The organism is Aestuarium zhoushanense, from assembly GCF_056431045.1.
Window position 1 is genome coordinate 200,466 of record NZ_JBWKMA010000023.1, and the last position, 22,417, is coordinate 222,882.

Genomic DNA, 22,417 nt, shown 5'->3' on the forward strand with positions numbered 1-22,417 from the left:
TTGAATTCGTTCCCGTTAATGCCGATATCCCTAGTGAAGCAGGAGACTTTGATGACCGACACGACTATTCCGCCCCTCACCCGCAATGACGCCGCCGTTGATTTCCTTTTGACCCGCCGGTCGCGTCCCGCGAAAACGATCAAAGGGCCGGGGCCAGATCGTGCCGCATTGGAAACCATCCTGACTGCCGCAGCCCGCACACCAGACCACGGCGCATTGGTGCCATGGCGGTTTATCGTGTTGAGCAAAGAGGCCCTCGAAACCTACGCAGGCGCATTGCAAGCAGCAGGAGAGCGGCTGGGCATCGAACAAGGCAATATCGACAAACCCGCAACCGTCTACGCACAGTCCCCCTGTGCCGTCGTGGTCGTCTACAGCCCCAAAGACGCGGCAAAGGTGCCTGCAATTGAACAGCAGTATTCGGCGGGCGCTGTTTGCCTCAGCCTCGTGAATGCGGCACTCGCCACGGGTTGGGCTGCGTCATGGGTGTCGGGCTGGCATAGCCACGATCCACAGTTCACCGCCGAACAGTTGGGCGTCACCGCAGACGAAAAGGTCGCTGGCATCATCCATATCGGCACCGAAGGCATGGTGCCCCCAGAACGCCCCCGCCCTGACCTCAGCCAGATTGTGACGTGGAAATGATCCTCGGCGATTTCTTTAAGGCCGTCGCTCAACTGGGTGATAGCCGCTTTCAGCGGGTTGTGATGCTCGGCATCGGGCTGACCATTGCCCTGCTCGTCGCGATTTACGCGGGCTTTCTGATGCTGATCGACTGGGCAGACCCCTCTGCCCTAACGCTCCCTGGGGTAGGTCAAGTCACGTGGCTGGGCGATCTGCTGTCGTGGGGGTCGCTGATCCTGATGATCGTGGCATCTATGTTCCTGATGGTGCCTGTCGCATCTGCGATGACGTCGCTCTTTTTGGATGACGTGGCCCAAGCGGTTGAGGATCGGCACTATCCTCACCTCCCCCCAGTCCCTCATGTGGGATTCTGGGACGGCCTGCGTGACACGATCAACTTCCTCGGCGTGCTGTTGGTCGGCAACATTCTGGCGTTCGTTCTCTCGACGCTCCTGCCGATCTTCGCACTGCCGATATTCTACATGCTGAACGGCTACCTATTGGGACGAGAGTATTTCACCCTCGCCGCCCAGCGCCGTGAGGGTCGCGAAGGCGCCAAAGCCATGCGTCGGCACTACTCGGGACAAATCTGGGTCGCGGGCTGCCTGATGGCTGTGCCGCTCTCATTTCCGCTCGTGAACCTGTTCATTCCGGTACTCGGCGCGGCGACATTTACCCACCTCTATCACCGCCTTGCGTCTCGCTGATTATTCAGCGGGACGGCTCACTTCGGGTGTGCTCATTCGGTGGAACCAATCTAGGTCGCGCACCGAAATCAGGCCCGACAGGATCACACCGGCGATCACACCCCAAAGCGGAACAGCCACCATCGTGGTGATCCACGCTTTGCGCTTAAAGCTAAAGTTCGCAGGGGAGGACGCATGGGTTCCTTTGACCACCTCGCCCGCCTCACCCTGCGTTTCGAGCCGCAGCGGCAGGACGATAAAGAACACCATGAACCAGATCACGGCAAAGAGGACAAATGCGGACGTCGGAGCCATCGGACTCTCCTGTTAAAGTAAGGGGCGAAGGACCGCCCCTTTTGTTTGATGCTTACATACTCTGCTTCAGGTCAGGGGCAAGCCTTAGACCTGCTCAAGCTCGACCAAGCAGCCGTTGAAATCTTTGGGGTGCAGGAACAGAACGGGTTTCCCATGCGCCCCGATTTTCGGCTCACCTGTGCCCAGAACCCGTGCGCCTTGCTCTTTGAGCTTGTCACGCGCCGCGAGGATATCGTCGACCTCGTAGCAGATGTGGTGAATGCCGCCCGCTGGGTTCTTTTCCAAAAAGCCCGCAATCGGAGAGTTCTCGCCCAACGGATACAGGAGTTCGATCTTTGTGTTCGGCAGTTCGATGAACACAACGGTCACGCCGTGATCAGGTTCGTCCTGCGGCGGGTTCACTTTGGCACCCAAAGTATCACGGTATTGCGCCGATGCGGCCTCTAGGTCCGGCACTGCAATGGCAACATGGTTCAAACGTCCGATCATGCGATCTCTCCCTCATAGCGTTGATCACCTTATCGCGGGTTCCGCCCCCCAAGGCAAAGCTGTCGTTTCGTCGCGGATTAATCTTTCATCAACCATGCTGGTGTTTTCTGACCTCATCCAACCCCGACCAAAGGGCCTGATGATGGACAGCCAAACCGATTTTATGATGACCCTCCCCCCCACCGCCAGCCGCCCCTTGGCTGGGCTGACGCTGCTCTTGGTCGAAGACAGCCGTTTCGCGTCAGAGGCAATGCGCCTCATGACCCAGAGGTCGGGCGCACGATTGCGGCGGGCAGATACACTGGCGAGCGCCCGTATGCACCTGCGCGTCTATCGTCCTGCCGTCGTGATTATCGACCTTGGCTTGCCTGATGGCTACGGCGAAGGATTGATCACGGACCTGTCCCGCGCCCACCCCCGCGTTGATGTGATTCTCGGGACAAGCGGTGATCCAGACGGCGAAATGCGAGCCGTTGTGGCGGGGGCTGATGGGTTTCTGCCCAAACCAATGGGGTCTTTGGCCGCATTTCAGTCGCTCATCCTCAAGCACCTACCGACGGATCGGCAACTGCACGGGCTACGCGTTGTTACAAATGATAATGTCGTCCCTGATCTCGTGGCCTATGAGGATGACCTCGCCCAAGCGGCAGAGGTTCTGGCGCACTGCCATGATGGTAGGTCGCTCGACTATGTGACGCAGTTTCTATCGGGCATCGCCCGCAGTGCCGATGATCACACCCTCACCCACGCGGTCGCCGCGCTGGACCAATGCCGTCACGATGGGCAACCGATTCTCCCGTCGTTGTCGCGCGTAATGGCGCTGGTGCAGGATCGTCTATCGGCACCGTCAGGACCGAGGCTACAGTAACCAATAACCACTTCGGATTGTTGCGACGGTCCGATCAATGCCACAATCACGTGCCTAGATTCCTCAAAAAAGGCACAAACCGTCCGCCAAGCAGCCCTAGTCAGATGTCATACCTAACCTCAACGCGGCCCCCGCCGTTAAGAGAGTTAGGAGTGAGATCATGGTAAAGATTATCAACCATATTTGGTCAGAGGACAAAGGCAGCGACCTTGTAGATTGGGTCGTATTGACTGCTGGCCTCATTATGCTGGCCGTTGCTGTGGTTGCCGTGATCGATACATCGACTGGAAAATTTGCTGCGGATAGCCTCCCTCTCTACACCGCGACTGGCGTTTAAGACTTAATCCTCCACGTAAAAAGGCCGGTCAGGTTTCCCTGCCGGCCTCTTTGTTTATCTGGCGTATGCCTTACTTTTCCTGCGGAACAACACGCAGGTTCAGTTCGCGGAGCTGTTCGTTCGTCGGATCGCTCGGCGCGTTCATCATCAGGTCTTCTGCGCGCTGGTTCATCGGGAACATGATGACTTCGCGGATGTTCGCTTCTTCAGCCAAGAGCATCACGATACGGTCGATACCCGCTGCGCAACCACCGTGCGGCGGAGCGCCGTATTGGAACGCGTTAACCATGCCGCCGAAACGCTTTTCGACTTCTTCTTTGCCGTAGCCAGCGATTTCGAAGGCTTTGAACATGATCTCAGGCTTGTGGTTACGGATCGCGCCCGACACAAGTTCGTAGCCGTTACAAGCAAGGTCATATTGGAACCCACGAACGGCCAACGGATCGCCCAACAGCGCGTCCATACCACCCTGCGGCATCGAGAACGGGTTGTGTTCGAAGTCGATTTTGCCAGTCTCGTCGTCTTTTTCGTAGATCGGGAAGTCCACGATCCAAGCAAAGGCGAAGCGGTCTTTGTCGGTCAGGCCCAGTTCTTCGCCGATGACGTTACGGGCTTTGCCAGCAACCGATTCAAAGGCTTTCGGCTTACCTCCAAGGAAGAACGCCGCGTCACCGATACCGAGGCCAAGCTGCTGGCGGATCGCTTCGGTGCGCTCTGGTCCGATGTTTTTAGCAAGCGGGCCAGCCGCTTCCATTTCACCGTCAGTTTCACGCCAGAAGATGTAGCCCATGCCCGGCAGACCCTCTTTCTGAGCGAAAGCGTTCATACGGTCACAGAATTTACGGCTGCCACCTGTCGGCGCAGGAATTGCGCGCACTTCTGTGCCGTCTTGCTCGAGCAGTTTCGCAAAGATCGCAAAGCCAGACCCGCGGAAGTGTTCCGAGCAGTCCTGCATTTTGATCGGGTTGCGCAGGTCGGGTTTGTCCGAACCATACCACAGCGCCGCGTCTTTGTAAGAAATCTGGGTCCAGTCGCGGTCGACCTTTTTCCCGCCGCCGAACTCTTCAAAGATGCCAGCGATCACAGGCTCAACGGTGTCGAACACGTCTTGTTGGGTGACGAACGACATTTCCATGTCGAGCTGGTAGAAGTCGGTCGGCGAACGGTCAGCGCGCGGGTCTTCGTCGCGGAAGCACGGCGCGATCTGGAAGTATTTGTCGTAGCCCGACACCATGATCAGCTGTTTGAACTGCTGCGGTGCCTGCGGAAGTGCGTAGAATTTGCCCGGGTGCAGACGCGACGGCACGAGGAAGTCGCGTGCGCCTTCAGGCGAGGACGCCGTGATGATCGGGGTCTGGAATTCGCGGAAACCTTTGTCCCACATGCGACGACGCATAGAGGCGACAACATCAGACCGCAGCTTCATGTTGGTCTGCATCGCTTCACGGCGCAGATCGAGGTAGCGGTATTTCAGACGGGTTTCTTCGGGGTATTCCTGATCGCCAAACACCATCAGCGGAAGTTCAGCGGCTGCGCCCAGCACTTCGATGTCGCGAACAAAGACTTCGATTTCGCCAGTTGGCAGTTTCGGGTTCACCAGCTCTGGATCGCGGGCCTTCACCTCGCCATCGATGCGGATACACCATTCCGAACGAACCTTTTCGACAGCAGAGAACGCAGCCGAGTCGGGGTCGCAGAGAACCTGCGTCACGCCGTAGGTGTCACGCAGGTCGATAAAGAGGATACCGCCGTGGTCGCGCACACGGTGGACCCAGCCCGACAGGCGGACGGTCTCACCAACGTTGTCTTTCGTCAGTGCGGCGCAGGTATGAGTGCGATAGGCGTGCATAATGTCATGTCCCTTGGGTTTGCGGGGTTCCGCGCCGATACACAGGGTTCACCGCCCGATGTCAAGCAAAGGGCGCGAGTTGGACGCGGATAAGGCCTCTTAAAGCGTTCCCCATGTGGATTTCGCGGGCTTTTGACAGGTCAGAGAGGGTCAGAACCTGTTCCTCCCACCCGTTCTGGATGAGGGACTGCCGCAAGATGCCGGGCAAAAGACCAGAGGTCAGAGGCGGCGTGACCCGTCGTCCGTCCTCAGTCACGACAAAGATATTGGTGATCGTGCCTTCGCAGACTTCACCCTGTTCATTGAGGAACAGCCATTCATCAACGCCACTCGGCAAGTCAGCGCGGGCCTGATTATAGAGCGCGCGGTTGGTGGTCTTTACCAGTAGCCACGGATCGTCGGAATTTATTTGGGTGCTATGAACCGCAACGGTCCAATGCGGGGGATTGGGCGGCAGGTGGCCCGTTTCGACCACAGCATTGCCAGCCTCGTTCAGCGTCAGACGAATGCGTTCATGCTCTTCGGTCGCATCGGTCAGCGCGGCACGAACCTGAGTTTCATCAAAGGGATAACCCAGCGCCTCGGCACCGCGTTTCAACCGCGCAAGGTGGAGGTCGAGGTAGCGGATACCCTCCGCCCCACGCCCTATCGTTTCGATCAGGAGGAGGTTTTCGGGTCGATCTGTGCGAAGCGCGCTTTCCATAAGGCTTCCTCGTATTCCGATGCTGGGGTCGAATCCCATACGATCCCGCCGCCCACGTTCAATGTCGCCTGATCCCCGTCTACCATAAGCGTGCGGATCGCGACGTTGAATTCTGCGCGTCCGTCAGGCGCGAACCATCCGATGGAGCCGCAGTAAACTTCTCGTGGCGCGGTCTCGAGTTCTTCGATGATCTCCATCGCCCGCAATTTCGGCGCACCTGTGATGGACCCGCAAGGGAACAGCGCCTGCAAAATATCGGGGAAGGTCACGTCATCCATCAAACGCGCCTCAACACGGCTGATCATCTGGTGAACGGTCGCATAGGTTTCGACGTGGAACAGTTTCGGCACCTTAACCGTCCCCGCGACAGAGATTCGCGAGATGTCATTGCGGAGCAAATCCACGATCATCAGGTTTTCGGCGCGGTTCTTTTCATCCATCGACAGGAACGCCTTATTCGCGGCGTCCTCGTCTTCGGTCTTACCGCGCGGCATAGTGCCTTTCATCGGCGCGGTTTCGATCATCCCGTCTTTGATCCGGAAAAACAGTTCGGGCGAACGCGAGAGAATCGCAGGGCCGTCCTGAAGAACCAACGCCGAATGACCAACAGCCTGACGCGCAGCGAGCGCGCCATAGATGCCTTCGGGCGTTCCATCGACCGTCGTGGTGATCGGAAATGTCAGATTGGCCTGATAAATATCGCCCGCCGCGATGTAATCGCGCAGTTTCCCAATCGCATCGGCATGTTTTGGCGCATCCCAAAGCGGGGCCAAATCGCCGATTGTCCCATCGGCCTCTGGCATCACCGCGGACTTTGGCCCGCCATAGACCCCGAACCGCAATAGCGGCAGTTTACGGTTCTTTGGCATCAACGGCAAAAGCCGCGGCTCTAACGCATAGCCGAGTTCATATGAACAATAGCCAACCAGCCAGCCCTTTGCGGCCTTCAGCGCCGCGAACGCGGCGGGGATATCTTCGGGCTCCCACGCTTCAATGATTTGATGCGGCACATCAAATTCAGCCGCAGACCCATCTGGTCCTCGGTCAAACAAAACACGCATTTTTCGCACCTAAACTTTGCATGCGGGACGGATAAACCAGCCATTCAGCCAGCGACAGTACAAAAGCGACATGGTTTTCGCTAATCATACCCCTTGAACCTTGGGCGACTCTGTCTATAACGCCCAACAATTTGGGCGCGCTATGCGCTCTGCTGTCTGCTGCCATAACATATGAGGGTCCCATGCCGAAGAGAACCGACATCAAGTCGATCATGATCATCGGAGCGGGGCCAATTGTGATTGGCCAAGCTTGCGAGTTTGACTACTCGGGCGCTCAAGCGTGTAAAGCACTTCGCGAAGAAGGCTACCGCGTCATCCTCGTGAACTCGAACCCCGCAACGATCATGACCGACCCTGGTCTGGCCGATGCCACTTACATCGAGCCGATCACCCCAGAGGTCGTCGCGAAGATCATCGAGAAAGAACGCCCCGACGCGCTTCTCCCGACGATGGGTGGTCAAACTGGCCTGAACACCTCGCTCGCTCTGGCGGACATGGGTGTGCTTGATAAATTCAACGTCCAACTCATCGGCGCAAACCGCGAAGCGATCGAGATGGCCGAAGACCGTAAACTGTTCCGCGAAGCGATGGACCGTATCGGTCTCGAAAACCCGCGCGCGACGATTGTGACTGCCCCAAAAAACGAAAAGGGCAAACACGACATCGACGCTGGTGTGAAAATCGCGATGGAAGCACTGGAAGACATCGGTCTGCCTGCGATCATCCGTCCTGCGTTCACCTTGGGCGGCACAGGCGGTGGTGTTGCTTATAACCGTGAAGAATACGAATACTACTGCCGCTCGGGCATGGATGCATCGCCAGTAGGTCAGATCCTCGTCGATGAATCGCTCTTGGGCTGGAAAGAATACGAAATGGAAGTGGTCCGCGACAAAGCGGATAACGCCATCATCGTCTGTTCGATCGAAAACGTAGATCCGATGGGCGTGCACACAGGCGACTCGATCACTGTGGCCCCTGCCCTGACCCTGACCGACAAAGAATACCAGATCATGCGCACTGCTTCGATCGCGGTTCTGCGTGAGATCGGCGTTGAGACAGGTGGTTCGAACGTTCAGTGGGCTGTGAATCCAAAAGACGGTCGTATGGTCGTCATCGAAATGAACCCGCGCGTGTCGCGTTCGTCGGCTCTGGCGTCCAAGGCGACAGGTTTCCCGATTGCTAAAATCGCGGCGAAACTGGCTGTTGGCTACACGCTCGACGAGCTGGACAACGACATCACCAAGGTCACGCCGGCATCGTTCGAGCCGACCATTGACTATGTCGTCACCAAAATCCCGCGCTTCGCATTTGAGAAGTTCCCGGGCTCGGAACCCTACCTCACCACCGCGATGAAATCCGTGGGCGAGGCGATGGCGATTGGCCGGACCTTCCACGAGTCGGTCCAGAAAGCCCTCGCTTCGATGGAAACGGGCTTGACTGGTTTTGACGAAGTGAAAATTCCGGGCGCACCGGACAAGGCCGCAGTGTCGGCAGCTCTTGGCAAGGCAACCCCTGACCGTCTGCGCACCATCGCTCAAGCGATGCGCCACGGCTTTACCAACGATGAAATCATCGCGATCACTTCGTTCGATCCTTGGTTCCTCGACCGTATCCGCGAAATCATCGAAGTCGAACAGGACGTGGCTAAGAACGGCCTGCCTGTGACCGAAGATGGTCTGCGTAAGCTCAAAATGATGGGCTTCACCGACGCACGCCTTGCGAAACTAACTGGCCGCGACGAAGCTCAGGTGCGCCGCGCACGTCAGAACCTTGGCGTTACGGCTGTGTTCAAACGCATCGACACCTGCGCTGCAGAGTTCGAAGCGCAAACGCCTTACATGTATTCCACCTACGAAGCCGCAGCGATGGGCGACGTGGAATGCGAAAGCCGTCCGACCGACCGTAAGAAGGTCGTCATCCTCGGCGGTGGCCCGAACCGTATCGGTCAGGGTATCGAGTTTGACTATTGCTGCTGTCACGCATGTTTCTCGCTGACCGATCAGGGTTACGAGACCATCATGATCAACTGCAACCCCGAGACCGTGTCGACCGACTACGATACCTCGGACCGTCTGTATTTCGAACCGCTGACCTTTGAACACGTGATGGAAATCCTGCGCGTGGAACAGGACAACGGCACCCTGCACGGCGTTATCGTTCAGTTCGGCGGCCAAACCCCGCTGAAACTCGCGAACGCTCTGGAAGAAGCAGGTATTCCGATCCTCGGCACCTCGCCGGACGCAATCGACCTCGCAGAAGACCGCGAACGGTTCCAAGACCTCGTGAACCGTCTGGGCCTGAAACAGCCTGTGAACGGCATCGCGTCGACCGACGAACAAGCGTTTGCAATCGCTGCTGACATCGGCTTCCCGCTGGTGATCCGTCCGTCCTACGTTCTGGGTGGCCGCGCGATGGAAATCGTGCGTGATCAGGCGCAGCTCGAACGCTACATCGCCGAAGCTGTGGTTGTTTCGGGCGATAGCCCTGTTCTCTTGGACAGCTACCTCTCTGGCGCGACCGAAGTTGACGTCGACGCACTTTGCGACGGTAAAAACGTCCACGTCGCGGGCATCATGGAACACATCGAAGAAGCAGGCGTTCACTCTGGTGACTCCGCATGCTGTCTGCCGCCGCACACCCTGTCGGCAGAGATCGTTGCTGAAATCCGCAAACAGACCCAAGCTCTCGCGCTCGCGCTCGAAGTTAAGGGCCTGATGAACGTTCAGTTCGCTGTTAAAGACGGCGAAGTTTACCTGATCGAAGTTAACCCGCGCGCATCCCGCACCGTGCCGTTCGTTGCAAAAGCAACCGACAGCGCGATCGCATCGATCGCTGCCCGCCTGATGGCTGGCGAACCGCTGTCGAACTTCCCAGTGCGCGAACCTTATGACGAAACCATCAGCGCTGATCAGATGCAGCCGCAGGGCGACCCGTTCACCCTCGCCGATCCGAAAACACCTTGGTTCTCGGTCAAAGAGGCTGTCCTGCCCTTCGCTCGCTTCCCGGGCGTTGACACCATCCTCGGGCCGGAAATGCGCTCCACGGGTGAGGTCATGGGTTGGGACCGTTCGTTCGCACGTGCGTTCCTCAAGGCGCAGATGGGTGCAGGCACCCACCTGCCAACCGAAGGCACCGTGTTTATCTCGGTTCGTGACAACGACAAAACCGCAGGCATGGTCGAAGCCGCGAAAACAGTCTCTGACCTTGGCTTCAAAATCCTCGCGACCCGCGGCACCGCTTCGTTCCTGAGCGAAAACGGCATCGACTGCGAAATCGTCAACAAAGTTTACGAGGGTGGCCGCACCATCGTAGACCTCTTGAAAGACGGCAAAGTGGACCTCTTGTTCAACACCACCGAAGGCGCACAGGCTGTGAATGACAGCCGCGATATCCGCTCGGTCGCTCTATATGACAAGCTGCCCTATTTCACCACGGCGGCAGGTAGCCAAGCTGCGGCTCAGGCGATGAAGGCCCGCGTTGAGGACGATATCAGCGTCCGCAGCCTCCAAGGCTAATCGCACACACATCGATCAAAGGCCGGACCGTCGTGTCCGGCCTTTTTCTTTGGGTCAAACGACCTTTGGTCAATCTGGACAACTAGGGGATTAACGCCCACTCTGCCCCAACGATGTTGGAGGAACCCATGCATTCTGTCGTCCTGACCGCCACCGGCGTATTCACCCCGTCCGAAGTCATCACGAATGACGAATTGGTCGAAGCCTTCAACGCCTACGCGGACCTCCAGAACGCCCAGAACGCGGATGCAATTGAGGCGGCGACCATCGCAGCGATCCCACATTCAAGCAGCGATTTCATTCTAGCCGCCTCTGGCATCGAACAGCGGTATGTCATGTCGCGCGACGGCATCCTCGACCCGACACGCATGTATCCACGACTTCCCGAACGGTCCGACGACGAACCGTCGCTCATGGCCGAGATCGGCGTGAAGGCCGCGCAGACCGCGCTGGACCGTGCGGGGCTGACTGGGGCGGACGTTGACCTGATCCTATGCGCTGCGTCGAATATGGAACGCGCCTACCCCGCGATGGCGGTGGAAATTCAGCAGCTCATCGGCGCGGGCGGTATGGCTTTTGACATGAACGTCGCCTGTTCGTCCGCAACCTTTGGCATCCAAACCGCCGCCGACATGATCCGCGCGGGATCGGTGAAACGTGCCCTTGTGATCTCGCCCGAGATTACCTCTGGCCACCTCGAATGGCGCGACCGCGATTGCCATTTCATCTTTGGCGATGTTGCGACGGCAGTTCTGCTAGAGCGCGACGAAGGACAAGATGGGTTCAGCGTTCTCTCAACCCGCTGCGCAACGCAGTTTTCGAACAATATCCGCAATAACAACGGCTTCTTGCGACCAACCCGTGACGCAATGGAAGACCGCCGCGATATGCGGTTCATGCAGAACGGGCGCAAAGTGTTCAAAGAAGTGCTGCCATTGGTCAGCGCCCATATCGCCAATCATATGGCCGACGAAGGGGTTGAGGCGGCAGACCTCAAACGTCTGTGGCTCCATCAGGCGAACAAGACCATGAACGACTACATCGGCAAAAAGGTTCTGGGCCGCGAACCCGAAGCAGGCGAACAGCCCAACATCCTGCAGGACTACGCAAACACCTCGTCCGCAGGGTCGATCATCGCTTTCGACAAATACTCCGCCGATTTGACCAGCGGGGACACGGGCCTGATCTGTTCGTTTGGCGCGGGGTATTCTGTTGGCTCAGTAATCGTACGGCGCAAATAATCAGACCACGCGACGTTCGAGATGCACTTTCAAGCCCAATAAGGTTTTCTGTAGCGCCATCGCCTCGCGCAGCATACGGCGGGTGTCGTTCTCGGACATGTCCGCCTCAAGCGAGCGACCAAATTCAGCCATCAAAGTCGCGTATTGCTCGCTCAACCCGATCATGATCGAGCAAAGCCCTTCGGGCTGCGTCTCTGCATCACCCAGTTTGATCGCACGAATTTCGGCCAAAGCAGATGTCACATGCGGATAAGACGCGACGGCTTCTAACGCGGCCACAGTATCCACGGGCATATAACGTTCGGCATGTTCTGGAGCTTCAGAGTAATACCGACCCAAGGTCGCCTTGGACTTGCCCGAAACGCGACAGGCCACCTCGATCCCGACATCTTTGACCAAGGCCTCGGTGTGTTTTTTCAAATAACCATTCACTACGGATGAACCTCTAACGCGGTGTACATTTTATTTCGGGGAACCAACCCGATTGTTTCCCATTACACGTTATTGGTTAATTTACCATACATCAGCGTGCATAGCGTGCATTTACCGCACCGCGTGCCCCGATTCAGTTTCCAGAATGCGCTGCGGAACCGCCGCGCTAGGCCAGAGAATGCGACCCCATCCTGCGCGCTGTTGGCGGCTTGCCGATCTTCACCGCACCGCGTTCTCTGGCCGCTCTAATCACCTGAGACAGCCCTCTTGCATCTGGGCGGCCCTGCCGCTTATTCCTCTGCCATGGCAAAGCTCTATTTCAATTATTCGACCATGAACGCTGGCAAGTCGACGATCCTCTTGCAAGCGAGTCACAACTATATCGAACGCGGGATGCAGACCTATCTGCTGACGGCGCGGTTTGATGATCGTGCAGGCGCTGGTCGCATTGCGAGCCGTATCGGCATCGGTGCTGATGCCGATACCTACACGCCCGAAAGCGATCTCTTTGCCCAGATCGAAACCCGCCTGAACGAAGGCCCTTGTGCCTGTGTATTCGTGGACGAGGCGCAGTTCCTGACCGAGAACCAAGTCTGGCAGCTCGCCCGCGTGGTGGATGACCTCAACGTGCCGATCATGTGCTACGGGCTGCGCGTCGATTTTCAGGGCAAACTGTTCCCTGGTTCAGCGGCTCTGCTCGCCCTTGCAGATGAAATGCGTGAAGTGCGGACGATCTGCCACTGCGGGAAAAAAGCGACCATGGTCGTGCGCAAAGACGAAAACGGCGTCGTTGTGACCGATGGTGCGCAGGTGTCGATCGGCGGCAATGATCGCTACGTATCCCTTTGCCGCCGACATTGGCGCGAAGCCGTGGGTGATCGCGGTTAATTCACCCGCTGTGGCGGTTCGTGACCCTCGCTCCAAGCGATGATGTTATCGAGCGCCATCTGCCCCATCGCCTGACGGGTTTCGACTGTCGCAGAGCCAAGGTGCGGCAGCAGAACACAGTTTTCCAACGCCACGAGACGCGCAGGCACATGCGGTTCGTGCTCATACACGTCCAGACCGGCGCCAGCGATTTTGCCTGCCTCCAGTACATCGATCAGCGCGGCTTCATCGACCACTTCGCCACGTGCAATGTTCACGAAAATTCCGTGTGGCTGCATGGCACCCAGCACGTCGGCGTTGATCAGATACCGCGTCTCTGCACCACCTGGCACAGTCACGACGAGGAAATCGGCAGACGCTGCAAGCTCGGTCAGGCTGCTGATCTGTGTCGCAGGGAAATCTACCGATTTGGGGCTGCGGTTGTAGAACAAAACCTCCATCCCGAACCCATAGTGGCAACGACGCGCGACCGCTTGACCGATGCGGCCCATGCCGACGATACCAACGCGTTTGCCCGTCACATGAGTGCCGAGTTTTACCTTCGGGCCAAAGCCCTCCCACTGGCCCGCACGCAGCATCCGTTCGCCTTCGCCCGCACGTCGTGCGGTGGCGAGGATGAGCGTCAAACCGATATCAGCCGTCGCATCCGTCAGAACGTCAGGCGTGTTGGTGACGATCACCCCAGCCTTGGCAGCTGCGGCCGCGTCGATGTGGTTATACCCAACACCGAAATTCCCGAGGATCTTGCACCGCATTTCCCCCGCAAAAGCATCAGCGGAAAACGCATCGCCCAAGGTTGGCAGGATCGCGTCGTAAGTCGCCAAAGCCTCTGCCGCGTCTGCGACAGTCAACGGATTACCGTCCGTCCGAACAGTCAGATCAAACAGCCCCGCTGCCTGTTCGAGAACAGGTTCCGCGATTTGGCGCGTGATGAGTAGTTTCTTCAATGTAGCCTCCCCCCGACTGGCACCACGTCATCGGGGCCAACCAAAACAATGTCGCCATTTTCGTCCGGCAGCCCGAGCACCAAAACCTCAGACATGAACTTCCCGATTTGCCGAGGTGGAAAATTCACCACGCCCATCACCTGTTTCCCAACAAGCTCTTCTGGCGTGTAGTGTTTGGTCACTTGTGCCGAACTGCGACGTTCACCAATCTCTCCTCCGAAATCGATCCACATCTTAATCGCGGGTTTGCGTGCCTCAGGATAAGGTTCCGCACGGATGACACGCCCCACGCGGATGTCCACCTTTAGGAAATCGTCAAAGTCGATGTCAGCCATTGGACAGTTCCTGATCCCGTTTTACCGCAGCCTCGACCGCACGAACGAGAAGTGGCGGAAAACCATCTGTGTCGTTCATTAGAACTTGCAAGGCCTCATAGGTCACTCCGTTCGGAGAAGTCACGTTTTGGCGTAGCGTTGCAGGGTCCTCAGCGGCTTCTTCGGCCAATGCGCCTGCACCACCCACCGTCGCTTTGGCGAGCTTCATCGCCAAATCAGGCGCAAGTCCCGCGCCGACACCCGCCGCAGCCATCGCTTCGATCAGATGGAAAACATAGGCAGGGCCACAGCCAGAAATCGCGGTAACCGCGCTCATCTGATGTTCACCCTCAAGGCGCACAACCTGCCCTATCGCCGACAACAGCGCATCAGCAAGATCGAGCATTGGGCCAGACGCATGAGCATTGCCAACGATGGCCGTGATCCCACGACCGATCGCAGCGGGCGTGTTCGGCATCGCGCGAATGATTGGCGTCTGGGCACCCAACATTGTCTCATAGGTGGCAATCGTGATCCCAGCTGCAACAGACAGGAACACGGTCGTGCCATTGCCCAAGGCCTGTAAGGTCGGCAGGGCATCACCCATCATCTGCGGTTTCACCGCAACCAGAACAACCGCTGGATCAGCAGGGAGCGCTTGGTTCACGTGCACACCTTGCGCCTTTAGCCAATCGCTCGGGAATGGGTCGTTCACCCAGACAGACGTTGCGGGCAGTCCCGACTTCAACCAGCCCGCCAGCATAGCCGAACCCATTTTACCGCAGCCCAGCAAAACCAGACCGCGATGCGCAACATCATCCATATTCATGAAAATTCCCCGTGTCATTTGCACTATTGATAGCAGGCAAACGAACGGGTTCAAGGCGCGGCGGTTGATCCCGCCCCGCCGATATAGTGTTACGCGGTGCCGTAAGCCTCGGTGAGAGCGATCTGCATCGCCTCGGCCACGTCGCGTTCGGCCCAAGTGACCAGTTGGAACGCAGGATAGAACCGTTCACAGCTCATGACCGCCGCACCGATGATCGTATCGATCTGATCAGGCGTCGCGATCTGATCGGTGCCAAGCACCAGACCATAACGGAACACCATGACCTTTTGGCCTGTCCACCATGTGAAATTACCAGACCAGCACATCTCATTCGCCGCGTTCAGCGCCTCATACAAGGCGGGCTCGCGGTGTGCGGGTGGCTCCATATCGAAGGTGCAGATCAGGCGGAGGGTCTGATCATAGTGGGACCACGCGAGAGTGATAGAATAAGTGCGCCATTGGCCTTCGACTTGCATCGCGATTTGGTCGTCCGCGATACGGTCGAATTCCCATTCGTGAAATTCAGCGATGTTTTCAACGACATCAATCGGATGAATGTCACCGCTGTCTTCGAAATGCTCGGTCAGTGCCATTGCTCGGCCTCGTTCGCTATTGCGCTTGGGCATAAGCAGCGTCCCTAGCGCTTGGTGCCTGCTCAAGGACCTGTGGAATTATCCACAACCCCATACGATATATGGTGGGCCGAGAGGCGCTATTCTGTAAAGCACTTTCTTGGGGATAACGCAGCCATCGCCGAAATTTCATGTGGATGACTCAAAAAACCGCAGCGTTCGAAAACGAAAAAGGCGGCATTTACGCCGCCTCGTCCCTTATCTTGGTCTCTTAAAAACAGCTATCGCGTCAAAATCACGCCAGCCGCGCAAAGCGCGATCACCGAAGCCACCCAAAAACCCTTGCGGTTTCGCAAAGGCGTACGAGCGTTACACCAACCACAAAACTCAGATCCGAACCGGAGTTTGTGATCGCACTTCGGACATTTAAACAACCGAACTGCATCCATAATTGAAATCTCATAAATAATGGAATCTTATGAGAAATATGTATCAAGGTGAGACTAGTCTTTCAGCACGAAAATCCAAAAGGTAAGCGACGCTATCTTTTTGTGTTCAATTCCACACAGAAAATACAACTTTTAGGTTATAGCCCGCAGCCTAATTCCACTATGGCCGAATAAACGTCAGATAATGCGGCGTCCGCCCTTCACGTAGGGCTTTTTGTTCATAGCGAGTTGAATACCAATCGGACCACGGCTGGCTCCAATCCTGTGGGCCTTCGGCTTGCCAGACGAACCCTGCCTTGGGCACTTCGATCAGAGTTTGGCGCACATAGTCAGGAATATCCGTCGCCACGCGGAACTCTGCACCTAGCTTCAACACACGGAACAGCGGCTCCAGATGTTCTGCGGTCACGAACCGACGACGGTGGTGACGCTTTTTCGGCCACGGGTCGGGGTAGTTCAGGAACGCTTTGGAAATCGAATGATCCGGAAGAACGTCGAACAAATCCCGCGCATCGCCCGGATGGACAGCAACGTTCTGGGTTTGCAGCTTGCGGATTTTGCCCAAGAGCATCGCAACGCCGTTCATAAATGGTTCACAGCCGATGATCTCGATCTCGGGGTAGGTTTCACCCATGTGAACGAGGTGTTCACCCCCACCGAACCCGATCTCGAGCCAAACTGGTTTACCCTTAAACCGCGCGTCCATATCAATGGGGTCACGATTAGGGTTAATGTCCCAGCTCACCGCACCTGGCGACAAGGCCTCTAGATCTTCGTCCAGATAGTCCTTCTGAGCCTGATTCAGGGTTTTCCCATGAATACGGCCGTAGAAATTGCGCCAAGGGGCTTCGGGGTGTTTGTTCGATGCGGTCATGGGCGGCGCCATAGCAACTCCGTGCTCTGCGCGCAATAAACCAAAAAGAAAGGCGACCCGAAGGCCGCCTTTTTCATTGGATCAAACCGCTTTCTTAAGCGTCTCGACCAGATCAGTCTGTTCCCACGAGAAACCACCGTCCGCCTCGGGCGCACGACCAAAGTGGCCGTAGGCCGCGGTGCGGGCATAGATCGGTTTGTTCAGGCCTAGATGTGTGCGGATGCCGCGTGGGGTCAGGTCCATCGCTTGCGCAACCGCGCGTTCGATCGCAGCCTCATCCACGGTGTTGGTGCCGTAGGTGTTTGCGTAGATCGACAGCGGCTTTGCCACGCCAATCGCATAGGACAACTGGATGGTGCATTTGTCAGCCAGTCCAGCAGCAACAACGTTCTTTGCCAGATAGCGCGAGGCATATGCTGCAGAACGGTCAACCTTGGTTGGGTCTTTGCCAGAGAACGCACCCCCACCATGCGGAGCCGCGCCGCCGTAGGTGTCAACGATGATCTTACGGCCCGTCAGACCAGCATCCCCATCGGGGCCACCAATGACGAACTTGCCTGTTGGGTTGATCCACCATTCAGTCGCGTCGGTCAGCCAGCCCTCAGGCAGCACTTCAAGGATGTAAGGCTCAACAATTGCACGTACGTCATTCGACGACAGCGATTCATCAAGGTGCTGCGTCGACAGAACCAGCGAGGTCACGCCAACAGGTTTGCCATCTCGATACTGGATCGACAGCTGCGATTTCGCATCTGGACCCAGCGCAGGCTCTGTTCCGTTTTTGCGAACTTCGGCCAGACGACGCAGGATCGCATGTGCGTATTGGATCGGCGCAGGCATAAGCGCTTCGGTTTCGTTTGTGGCGTAGCCGAACATGATGCCCTGATCGCCCGCGCCTTCATCTTTGTCCGCGGTCGCATCAACGCCTTGGGCGATATGCGCAGATTGTTCGTGAAGAAGGTTGGTGATCTCGACCGTATTCCAGTGGAATTTGTCTTGTTCGTAACCAATGTCTTTGATCGCGCCACGGACCAGGTCCGGCACGGCGTTCATGTATTCAGTAAGTTTGGACTGATCCGACAGGCCAACTTCGCCACCGATGACGACACGATTTGTGGTCGCAAAGGTTTCGCAAGCAACGCGGGCCTCGGGCTCTTCAGCCAGAAATGCATCAAGAATGGTGTCCGAGATACGGTCGCAAACCTTATCCGGATGGCCTTCGGAAACCGATTCCGAAGTGAAAATATAGTCGTTACGTGACATTGAAGTGCTCCGTTAGGGTGAACCCGCCACGCCAGGAAGCCGTTGTGGGGGCATAATGGAGGACGGCTAATCCTCGGTGCGTTTTAGGTCAACCGGATATTATCCGGCGTCGTATTGCTACGGCTGAGCATGACAAAAGGATCACTATTACCAATGGCCACGATCCAAATCGGGCAAAAATAGTCTCTGCGCGGGCTTGGGGGAGTGTCGCATCCACATATCCGACCGTTTCAAACGGCAGCGATGCGGTGACAGCACCGCGCGCATCGATCATCGCCGTTAGCCCTGTATTCCCAACGCGCACCATTGGCAGACCCTGTTCGATGGCACGCAGTCGGGCTTGAGCGAAATGTTGGCGCGGACCAGCATCGGGGCCAAACCACGCGTCATTGGTAATAAGGACCAAGGCTCTGGGACGCTCGGCGCTGGCGGACATGCTGGGGAATATCCCTTCGTAACAGATCAGGGGCAAAATACCGCCAACCTCTGGCACAGTGATCAGATCGCCCGATTGCCCCGCCGCATAGGCCGCGCCATCGGCTGCCGCCAAACCGTGGATGCCAAAACGGGCCAACAAGTCGCCAAAGGGGATGTATTCGCCGAACGGCACCAGATGCCGCTTGTCATAGATCGCATCAACCGCGCCGCCTGCACCAACCATGGCGAGGCTGTTGTAATAGAGGCCGCCCTCTTCGCGGTTCACGCCAAAAATCACTGGGGTATCGTTCGACGCATCCGCTATGTCGGTCAGGATGGGACCAGAGTAATTCAGTAGATATGGGATCGCAGTTTCAGGCCAGACCACCAGATCGACAGGCGGCTCTGCTTCGGTTGCTGCGATCATACGGCGGTAGAATGCCTCTGCCCGTTCAGGGATCCACTTTTCATCCTGCGGTGCGCTTGGCTGAACCAATCGGACCACAGGGCCATCGCTGGGTTGTGGTTCTGGCGAGTACGGAATGGCGGGCAGCAACAAGGCCGCACAGACAGGAATGATCGCCCAGCGATACCGCATCGCTGCTGCCGCGACCCCTGCCACAACGATGATCAGAACAGACAGCCCCTCTGCCCCGATATAGGCCATCAAAGGTGCGCTGATTGTATCGAGGTATCCTTGGCCAAATTGCGCCCACGGAAACCCCGTGAACAAATGCGCGCGCGCCAATTCCGCGAGGATCAGGCCCAGCGCCCATGCCGCCATGCCCCGACCAATGCGAAAGGCAACCCATACGCCCGCCGCCCAAAACGCGGCAAGTCCTGCGGGCAACAACACAGCCGCAAACGGCGCCATCCATGAATAGAGGTCAGCCTCAACATAGAACGGGTTCACAATCCACGTGAGCGTCAGCCCGAAATACCCGAACCCAACCAGCCACGCGCGACCCGCTGCCGCCCGCGCCTTTAATCCCTGCAATAGCAGGGCGAACAGAACCAGCGCAGGTAGGATCGTGACGGGGAGCGCGACAGACTCTTGTCCCAACGACAGAGCCATCCCTGCGGCCAATGGCAGGCCATAAGCCGACAGGGCACGGTTCAAGGCTTAGTCCTCGGCTTTGGAATGCAGACGCACGCGCAAACGTTTGATCCGCCGCGGGTCTGCATCGACAACTTCGAACTCTGGGCCATCAGGGTGTTTGATGACTTCACCTCGAGCGGGCACGTGACCTGCCAGCATAAAGACCAGACCACCGAGCGTATCGACCTCTTCTGCGTCAATCTCATCATGAGCCGTCAGATCGAGGCCGATCTCTTCTTCGAATTCATCGAGAAGCGTCTTGGCCTGGGCCATGTAGATGCCATTGCCCGTACGGGTGAAGGTTTCATCCTCTTCGACGTCATGTTCGTCTTCGATTTCACCCACGACCTGTTCGATCAAATCCTCGATCGTCACAAGTCCATCGGTGCCACCGTATTCGTCGATGACCAAAGCCATATGGATCCGCTCTGCCTGCATCTTTTGCAGAAGAACATGCAGCGGCATCGAAGGCGGCACATAGAGCAACGGACGCAACATCTCTTTTACGTCGAACTCTGGCGTGTCCCCGTTGAACCCATGCCGCAGGGCAAAGTCCTTGAGGTTGGCAAAGCCAAGCGGCGTGTCGAGCGTGCCATCATAGACAGGCAGACGGGTCAGGCCGCTTTCACGGAACACCTGTACCAGTTCATCTTTGCCTATGGTCGCAGAGACCGCAACGATTTCGGCCTTGGGGATGCTCACATCCTCAACGCGCATACGACGCAGGTTCGATAGACCCAATGTGGTGGTCACCGAATGCGTTTTACTACCGTTAAACTCTGCCTCAGGAAGATCATCAGACGGGCTAAGTGCGCCAATAATACGGCTGAAAAAACCACTACGTTGTTCGTCAATTTGGTCCGATTGCGCGCTCTGCGCTGCGATAGAAGGACCCTCGCTGGTGTCGCCCATTGTCTCCAAACCTATGGTCGCGGCGTCAGGGCCCGACCTTCATTCCTCTGAATATGGGTCAGCAATACCCATTTTGCCAAGTATCTCTGTCTCTAATCCCTCCATAAGAGACGCGTCACCCTCTCTTATGTGATCAAAACCCAACAGATGGAGCACGCCATGGACCATCAAATGGGTCGCATGATGCTCTAGCGACTTCCCTGCCTCGTCCGCTTCGCGAGCGCAGGTATCGTAGGAAATCGCGATATCACCCAGTTCGATTGCGCCGAATACGTCCTCTTCGGGCGGTTCGGGCAGTTCGCCTTCAACTTCGGCGGCACGTTCATCGGCAGGCCAAGACAGAACGTTTGTCGCCTTATCCTTTTCACGGAAATCGGCGTTCAATTCTTTGATTTTGTCGTCACCACAGCCGAGGATGGACAGCTCACACTCGTCAGGATCGATATCCAACCGTTCGAGAACAGCAATCGCTGCGCGCTCTGCAATGGCAGGCAGCCCCAGCGTTTCCCAACGGTCGTCGGTGATGTCGATATCAATGTCCACGGGCATGCCCTCCGGTCAGGTTGGGCGGCGCATAACAGGCCGCCCGCCCCTCTGCCAGAGATTACTTGCGCGAGGCATCCGCATCATAGGCTTCAATGATCGCAGCCACGAGCGGGTGACGCACCACGTCCTTGGCTGTGAAGTAGTTGAAGCTGATCTTTGGAATGCCCTTCAGCAGCCGTTCCGCATCGGCAAGACCCGAATCCACACCACGCGGGAGGTCGACCTGAGAACGGTCACCTGTGATCACCATGCGTGAACCTTCACCAAGACGGGTCAGGAACATCTTCATCTGCATGGTGGTCGCGTTCTGTGCCTCATCCAACACAACAAACGCATTGGACAGGGTGCGGCCCCGCATAAAGGCAAGCGGCGCGATCTCGATCTTCTTCTCTTCGATCAGTTTAGCCGTCTGTTTCCCCGGCAGGAAATCATCCAGCGCATCGTAGAGAGGCTGCATATAGGGATCGACCTTGTCCTTCATATCACCAGGGAGGAAGCCGAGCTTTTCACCCGCTTCGACCGCAGGACGGGACAGGATGATCTTATCCACGTGGCCCTGAATGAACATGGACACCCCGACAGCAACCGCGAGGTAGGTTTTACCCGTGCCCGCTGGGCCGATGCCAAACGCAAGTTCGTTTTTGAACAGGTTCTGGACATAGGCCTTTTGCGCGTCGGTGCGCGGCTCAATCACCTTTTTGCGGGTCTTGATCTCAACGGGTCCGCCCTTGAACATTTCCATCTGATCGCCTGCTTGCGGTGCGGTCTCTTTTTCAGAGTTGCCCATGCGAAGTTCGCGATCAATGTCGCCCGCATCGATGCCGCGACCGGATTCCAGACGAGAGTATAGAGATTGCAGAACCTCTGCGCCCTGTTTCTGCGAGGCTTCCTCACCGATTAAGATCAGGTGGTTACCACGTCGCGCAATCTGTATTCCCAGTCGTTCCTCAATCTTGGCCAGATTTCTGTCGTGCTCTCCACACAGGTCGATGAGCAGAAAGTTATCCGGAAATTCGATGACGAATTCGCTAGCGGGGGTCAAGATATCGACTGGCAATCACGACTCCTTACAACAGGTTGTGTACCTTCATGGTGGCAAGAACTTGGACCTGTGGCAAGCGTCTCATGCGTATGTGACAGCCGAAAGACGAAAAAGGCCGCGGATCTCACCGCGGCCTGTTCATTCT

The 22,417-nt window shown here is 57.1% G+C and carries 23 protein-coding genes and 1 riboswitch; of the genes, 7 read left to right on the forward strand and 16 right to left on the reverse strand.

Annotation, left to right across the window (positions count from 1 at the left end):
* Window positions 1–51: 51 nt before the first annotated feature.
* The gene (locus AC07ED_RS12555) at window positions 52–645 is read left to right on the forward strand and encodes a nitroreductase family protein (protein WP_105234200.1); all 594 of its coding nucleotides are present in this window, start codon (window positions 52–54) and stop codon (window positions 643–645) included.
* Complete coding sequence (locus AC07ED_RS12560; RefSeq protein WP_105234199.1) at window positions 642–1,331, forward strand: EI24 domain-containing protein; 690 nt, start codon at window positions 642–644, stop codon at window positions 1,329–1,331. The genes AC07ED_RS12555 and AC07ED_RS12560 overlap by 4 nt, the downstream gene beginning before the upstream one ends.
* Here the strand turns inward: AC07ED_RS12560 and AC07ED_RS12565 are convergent, their stop codons facing one another.
* Together AC07ED_RS12565 and mce are read right to left on the reverse strand one after the other, a co-directional pair.
* Window positions 1,332–1,625: a DUF1467 family protein gene (locus AC07ED_RS12565; RefSeq protein ID WP_067550792.1), complete on the reverse strand. Its 294-nt coding sequence runs from the start codon at window positions 1,623–1,625 to the stop codon at window positions 1,332–1,334.
* An 84-nt stretch (window positions 1,626–1,709) separates the two neighbouring features.
* Window positions 1,710–2,114, reverse strand: a complete 405-nt coding sequence (mce, locus tag AC07ED_RS12570; protein WP_105234198.1) for a methylmalonyl-CoA epimerase — start codon at window positions 2,112–2,114, stop codon at window positions 1,710–1,712.
* Between mce and AC07ED_RS12575 the strand changes: the two genes are divergently transcribed.
* Together AC07ED_RS12575 and AC07ED_RS12580 are read left to right on the forward strand one after the other, a co-directional pair.
* On the forward strand, window positions 2,113–2,982 hold the full coding sequence (locus AC07ED_RS12575) for a response regulator (protein WP_478242255.1): 870 nt from the start codon (window positions 2,113–2,115) through the stop codon (window positions 2,980–2,982). The genes mce and AC07ED_RS12575 overlap by 2 nt on opposite strands.
* A 160-nt stretch (window positions 2,983–3,142) precedes the next feature.
* Complete coding sequence (locus tag AC07ED_RS12580) at window positions 3,143–3,319, forward strand: hypothetical protein (protein ID WP_158664464.1); 177 nt, start codon at window positions 3,143–3,145, stop codon at window positions 3,317–3,319.
* A 70-nt stretch (window positions 3,320–3,389) separates the two neighbouring features.
* On the opposite strand, the gene aspS is transcribed toward AC07ED_RS12580, so the two are convergent.
* The 3 genes from aspS to AC07ED_RS12595 form a co-directional block, all read right to left on the reverse strand.
* Entirely contained in the window at window positions 3,390–5,168 is a 1,779-nt protein-coding gene (gene aspS / locus AC07ED_RS12585) for an aspartate--tRNA ligase (RefSeq protein ID WP_067550794.1), read from the reverse strand.
* A gap of 61 nt (window positions 5,169–5,229) precedes the next feature.
* On the reverse strand, window positions 5,230–5,871 hold the full coding sequence (locus AC07ED_RS12590; protein ID WP_105234197.1) for an aminotransferase class IV family protein: 642 nt from the start codon (window positions 5,869–5,871) through the stop codon (window positions 5,230–5,232).
* Window positions 5,826–6,932: an aminodeoxychorismate synthase component I gene (locus tag AC07ED_RS12595; RefSeq protein ID WP_105234196.1), complete on the reverse strand. Its 1,107-nt coding sequence runs from the start codon at window positions 6,930–6,932 to the stop codon at window positions 5,826–5,828. The genes AC07ED_RS12590 and AC07ED_RS12595 overlap by 46 nt, the downstream gene beginning before the upstream one ends.
* A gap of 182 nt (window positions 6,933–7,114) precedes the next feature.
* Here AC07ED_RS12595 and carB point away from each other — a divergent pair, with 182 nt between their 5' ends.
* Both carB and AC07ED_RS12605 read left to right on the forward strand, forming a co-directional pair.
* Complete coding sequence (gene carB, locus AC07ED_RS12600) at window positions 7,115–10,447, forward strand: carbamoyl-phosphate synthase large subunit (protein ID WP_105234195.1); 3,333 nt, start codon at window positions 7,115–7,117, stop codon at window positions 10,445–10,447.
* Between the two features lie 128 nt (window positions 10,448–10,575).
* Window positions 10,576–11,688 (forward strand): beta-ketoacyl-ACP synthase III, encoded by a 1,113-nt coding sequence (locus AC07ED_RS12605; protein ID WP_105234194.1) that lies wholly within the window; start codon window positions 10,576–10,578, stop codon window positions 11,686–11,688.
* Here AC07ED_RS12605 and AC07ED_RS12610 read toward each other — a convergent pair whose 3' ends face one another.
* Window positions 11,689–12,108 carry a hypothetical protein gene (locus AC07ED_RS12610; RefSeq protein ID WP_245918107.1) on the reverse strand — a complete coding sequence of 140 codons (420 nt, stop codon included), beginning with the start codon at window positions 12,106–12,108 and terminating at the stop codon, window positions 11,689–11,691.
* Between the two features lie 315 nt (window positions 12,109–12,423).
* Here AC07ED_RS12610 and AC07ED_RS12615 point away from each other — a divergent pair, with 315 nt between their 5' ends.
* Window positions 12,424–13,008, forward strand: coding sequence for a thymidine kinase (locus tag AC07ED_RS12615; protein ID WP_105234192.1), 585 nt, complete (start codon window positions 12,424–12,426; stop codon window positions 13,006–13,008).
* On the opposite strand, the gene AC07ED_RS12620 is transcribed toward AC07ED_RS12615, so the two are convergent.
* The 10 genes from AC07ED_RS12620 to AC07ED_RS12665 form a co-directional block, all read right to left on the reverse strand.
* Window positions 13,005–13,955 (reverse strand): 2-hydroxyacid dehydrogenase, encoded by a 951-nt coding sequence (locus tag AC07ED_RS12620; RefSeq protein WP_105234191.1) that lies wholly within the window; start codon window positions 13,953–13,955, stop codon window positions 13,005–13,007. The genes AC07ED_RS12615 and AC07ED_RS12620 overlap by 4 nt on opposite strands.
* Window positions 13,952–14,290: a tRNA-binding protein gene (locus AC07ED_RS12625; protein WP_105234190.1), complete on the reverse strand. Its 339-nt coding sequence runs from the start codon at window positions 14,288–14,290 to the stop codon at window positions 13,952–13,954. The genes AC07ED_RS12620 and AC07ED_RS12625 overlap by 4 nt, the downstream gene beginning before the upstream one ends.
* On the reverse strand, window positions 14,283–15,098 hold the full coding sequence (gene proC / locus AC07ED_RS12630) for a pyrroline-5-carboxylate reductase (protein WP_105234189.1): 816 nt from the start codon (window positions 15,096–15,098) through the stop codon (window positions 14,283–14,285). Before proC ends, AC07ED_RS12625 begins: the two co-directional genes overlap by 8 nt.
* An 89-nt stretch (window positions 15,099–15,187) precedes the next feature.
* Window positions 15,188–15,691 (reverse strand): type III secretion system chaperone family protein, encoded by a 504-nt coding sequence (locus AC07ED_RS12635; protein WP_105234188.1) that lies wholly within the window; start codon window positions 15,689–15,691, stop codon window positions 15,188–15,190.
* Window positions 15,692–16,279: 588 nt separating this feature from the next.
* Complete coding sequence (trmB, locus tag AC07ED_RS12640; RefSeq protein ID WP_105236268.1) at window positions 16,280–16,993, reverse strand: tRNA (guanine(46)-N(7))-methyltransferase TrmB; 714 nt, start codon at window positions 16,991–16,993, stop codon at window positions 16,280–16,282.
* Window positions 16,994–17,074: 81 nt separating this feature from the next.
* Complete coding sequence (metK, locus tag AC07ED_RS12645) at window positions 17,075–18,256, reverse strand: methionine adenosyltransferase (protein WP_105234187.1); 1,182 nt, start codon at window positions 18,254–18,256, stop codon at window positions 17,075–17,077.
* A 5-nt stretch (window positions 18,257–18,261) separates the two neighbouring features.
* Window positions 18,262–18,310, reverse strand: a riboswitch (SAM-SAH riboswitch).
* A gap of 34 nt (window positions 18,311–18,344) precedes the next feature.
* Window positions 18,345–19,793 carry an apolipoprotein N-acyltransferase gene (gene lnt / locus AC07ED_RS12650; RefSeq protein ID WP_105234186.1) on the reverse strand — a complete coding sequence of 483 codons (1,449 nt, stop codon included), beginning with the start codon at window positions 19,791–19,793 and terminating at the stop codon, window positions 18,345–18,347.
* A 3-nt stretch (window positions 19,794–19,796) separates the two neighbouring features.
* Window positions 19,797–20,684 carry a transporter associated domain-containing protein gene (locus AC07ED_RS12655; RefSeq protein ID WP_105234185.1) on the reverse strand — a complete coding sequence of 296 codons (888 nt, stop codon included), beginning with the start codon at window positions 20,682–20,684 and terminating at the stop codon, window positions 19,797–19,799.
* A gap of 39 nt (window positions 20,685–20,723) precedes the next feature.
* A complete protein-coding gene (gene ybeY / locus AC07ED_RS12660) occupies window positions 20,724–21,233 on the reverse strand; it encodes an rRNA maturation RNase YbeY (RefSeq protein ID WP_105234184.1) in 510 nt (169 codons plus the stop codon).
* 55 nt (window positions 21,234–21,288) lie between these two features.
* Window positions 21,289–22,287 carry a PhoH family protein gene (locus AC07ED_RS12665; RefSeq protein ID WP_105234183.1) on the reverse strand — a complete coding sequence of 333 codons (999 nt, stop codon included), beginning with the start codon at window positions 22,285–22,287 and terminating at the stop codon, window positions 21,289–21,291.
* Window positions 22,288–22,417 lie beyond the last annotated feature (130 nt).

What these genes read in the sequence shown, in the direction of transcription:
- AC07ED_RS12580 (WP_158664464.1), top strand. Translation starts at nt 3,143, where the DNA reads ATGGTAAAGATTATCAACCATATTTGGTCAGAGGACAAAGGCAGCGAC.
- aspS (WP_067550794.1), bottom strand. Translation starts at nt 5,168, where the DNA reads ATGCACGCCTATCGCACTCATACCTGCGCCGCACTGACGAAAGACAAC.
- AC07ED_RS12605 (WP_105234194.1), top strand. Translation starts at nt 10,576, where the DNA reads ATGCATTCTGTCGTCCTGACCGCCACCGGCGTATTCACCCCGTCCGAA.
- AC07ED_RS12560 (WP_105234199.1), top strand. Translation starts at nt 642, where the DNA reads ATGATCCTCGGCGATTTCTTTAAGGCCGTCGCTCAACTGGGTGATAGC.
- AC07ED_RS12555 (WP_105234200.1), top strand. Translation starts at nt 52, where the DNA reads ATGACCGACACGACTATTCCGCCCCTCACCCGCAATGACGCCGCCGTT.
- AC07ED_RS12565 (WP_067550792.1), bottom strand. Translation starts at nt 1,625, where the DNA reads ATGGCTCCGACGTCCGCATTTGTCCTCTTTGCCGTGATCTGGTTCATG.
- metK (WP_105234187.1), bottom strand. Translation starts at nt 18,256, where the DNA reads ATGTCACGTAACGACTATATTTTCACTTCGGAATCGGTTTCCGAAGGC.
- ybeY (WP_105234184.1), bottom strand. Translation starts at nt 21,233, where the DNA reads ATGCCCGTGGACATTGATATCGACATCACCGACGACCGTTGGGAAACG.
- proC (WP_105234189.1), bottom strand. Translation starts at nt 15,098, where the DNA reads ATGAATATGGATGATGTTGCGCATCGCGGTCTGGTTTTGCTGGGCTGC.
- AC07ED_RS12655 (WP_105234185.1), bottom strand. Translation starts at nt 20,684, where the DNA reads ATGGGCGACACCAGCGAGGGTCCTTCTATCGCAGCGCAGAGCGCGCAA.
- AC07ED_RS12615 (WP_105234192.1), top strand. Translation starts at nt 12,424, where the DNA reads ATGGCAAAGCTCTATTTCAATTATTCGACCATGAACGCTGGCAAGTCG.
- carB (WP_105234195.1), top strand. Translation starts at nt 7,115, where the DNA reads ATGCCGAAGAGAACCGACATCAAGTCGATCATGATCATCGGAGCGGGG.
- AC07ED_RS12595 (WP_105234196.1), bottom strand. Translation starts at nt 6,932, where the DNA reads ATGCGTGTTTTGTTTGACCGAGGACCAGATGGGTCTGCGGCTGAATTT.
- AC07ED_RS12590 (WP_105234197.1), bottom strand. Translation starts at nt 5,871, where the DNA reads ATGGAAAGCGCGCTTCGCACAGATCGACCCGAAAACCTCCTCCTGATC.
- AC07ED_RS12575 (WP_478242255.1), top strand. Translation starts at nt 2,113, where the DNA reads ATGCGATCTCTCCCTCATAGCGTTGATCACCTTATCGCGGGTTCCGCC.
- mce (WP_105234198.1), bottom strand. Translation starts at nt 2,114, where the DNA reads ATGATCGGACGTTTGAACCATGTTGCCATTGCAGTGCCGGACCTAGAG.
- AC07ED_RS12635 (WP_105234188.1), bottom strand. Translation starts at nt 15,691, where the DNA reads ATGGCACTGACCGAGCATTTCGAAGACAGCGGTGACATTCATCCGATT.
- AC07ED_RS12625 (WP_105234190.1), bottom strand. Translation starts at nt 14,290, where the DNA reads ATGGCTGACATCGACTTTGACGATTTCCTAAAGGTGGACATCCGCGTG.
- trmB (WP_105236268.1), bottom strand. Translation starts at nt 16,993, where the DNA reads ATGACCGCATCGAACAAACACCCCGAAGCCCCTTGGCGCAATTTCTAC.